Origin of the sequence: Paenibacillus oleatilyticus (genome assembly GCF_018998565.1) — a bacterium.
GTDB classification, from domain to species: domain Bacteria; phylum Bacillota; class Bacilli; order Paenibacillales; family NBRC-103111; genus Paenibacillus_G; species Paenibacillus_G oleatilyticus.
Map to the genome: position 1 here is coordinate 1 of NZ_JAHNZO010000071.1, position 1,904 is coordinate 1,904.

1 protein-coding gene is annotated in these 1,904 nt (G+C 52.7%); it reads left to right on the top strand.

The window, feature by feature from the left end; all coding sequences use genetic code 11:
- The first annotated feature begins 423 nt into the window (after positions 1–423).
- Positions 424–1,827 carry a group II intron reverse transcriptase/maturase gene (ltrA, locus tag KQX66_RS36310; protein ID WP_253957672.1) on the top strand — a complete coding sequence of 468 codons (1,404 nt, stop codon included), beginning with the start codon at positions 424–426 and terminating at the stop codon, positions 1,825–1,827.
- Positions 1,828–1,904 lie beyond the last annotated feature (77 nt).

Here is a 1,904-nt window from a genome sequence, read left to right on the forward strand (position 1 = left end):
GTGCGCCCGGCATGGGCGATAACTAGGCGGTGAAAGTCCGCTACAGGCTTGGCAGTAGGAACTGTTAGCCAAGGGCAAGGGTGTCCGCCGCGAGGCGGAATCTGAAGGAAGCCGGAGGCAAACCCTCGGTCTGACGAACAGAAATCACATAGAAGGCATGATGGGACGGACGAGCTTGCGCAACAAAGCAAAGTCCAATACTGCCCGAATCCCAGCATGTAAATGTGGCAGATAGATGAGGGGAAGGTTATCGCTCTTACCCGGGGAGATCTCACAGACGTCAAGTAGGGAAAAAAAAAATCCGAAAGATGGAGTAAAGCTTGTTGTGAGAAGTCAGCAGAAGCCATACTACCGGGAATTTTTTTTTCTCGGGAAGGGCTGAACAATCGTAAGTTTCGAGTATTTGCAGGAAGGAGAGCTGGCATGATGAAAGCAGAATACCGAAAGGGCTGCCCGCAAAGGGATAGTGTGGAACACGAAGAGCATGCGGGAGCGCGGAGTGCTGGAACTCGGGAAAGTAGAGAAAGAGACGGTGCAATCGACTTGCTGGAAAGGATACTGGACAGGGACAACCTGAACAAAGCCTACAAGCAAGTCAAGCGCAAGCACGGAGCGCCGGGAATCGACGGGATGACGGTTGAAGAAGCGCTGCCGTGGCTGCGAGAGAACAGAGACGAGCTTATGCAAAGCATCCGGTATGGAAGATACAAGCCAAGCCCGGTACGACGCAAGGAAATCCCAAAACCGGATGGAAGCGGAGTGCGTAAACTAGGCATTCCCACCGTTGTGGATCGAGTGATCCAGCAAGCCATTGCCCAGCAATTGCATCCGCTGTTCGAACCGCTCTTTTCGGATGGAAGCTACGGCTACCGTCTAGGGCGGAGCGCCCAGCAGGCCATTGGGCAAGTGAAGGCTTATGCGGAACAAGGATACGGCCACGCGGTCGAAATTGACCTCTCAAAGTATTTCGACACGCTTAACCATGAGCTGCTAATGAACCTTCTGCGCAAGCAAATCCATGACAAACGCGTAACCGATCTGATAAAGAAGTACCTGAAAAGCGGAGTCATGGAAAACGGAGTACGCCACGAAACGGAAGAAGGGTCTCCGCAAGGTGGCCCCCTATCGCCGCTTCTGGCCAACATCTACCTGAACGAATTCGATCAGGAGATGGAAAGGCGAGGCGTGAACGTCATCCGCTATGCAGATGACATCGTAGCGCTTGCCAAAAGCAAAAGGGCAGCGACGCGGCTTCTGGAAAGCTGCCGGACGTATCTGGAGAACAAGCTAAGGCTCAAGTTAAATACGCAGAAAAGCAAGGTCGTCAGCGTAGTGGCGCAGAAGCATTTCAAATTCCTGGGCTTTGCCTTGGGGAAGAACGGAAGCGGTGTGTATATCCGCGCTCACCCGCAATCGCTGGCAAAAGCAAAGAGGAAGCTGAAAGAGCTAACGAGCCGAAGTCAAGGCAGGAATGCCCGGCAGGTCATGGAAAACGTAAAGGTCTACATTCGCGGATGGATCGGTTATTTCTACGTAGCCGACATGAAAAGAATTCTACAAAGCTGGAATGAATGGTTACGAAGACGGATGCGCATGTACATCTGGAAGCAATGGAAGAAGCCAAGAACGAAGGTGCAGAACCTGCGGAAGCTGGGGGTACCGGAGTGGCAGGCCTACCAATGGGGAAACACCCGACTGGGTTACTGGCGCATTGCCGGAAGCGCGGTGTTGAATCGCTCTGTAACAAACGAAAGGCTCATACAGGCAGGGTACTATGACTTTCCTGCTCAGTATGAGCGTCTACGTCAATTGCACTTAAACGGTTGAACCGCCGTATACCGAACGGTACGTACGGTGGTGTGGAAGGTCGGCTATCCCACTCATGGATAGCCTCCTATCCGATT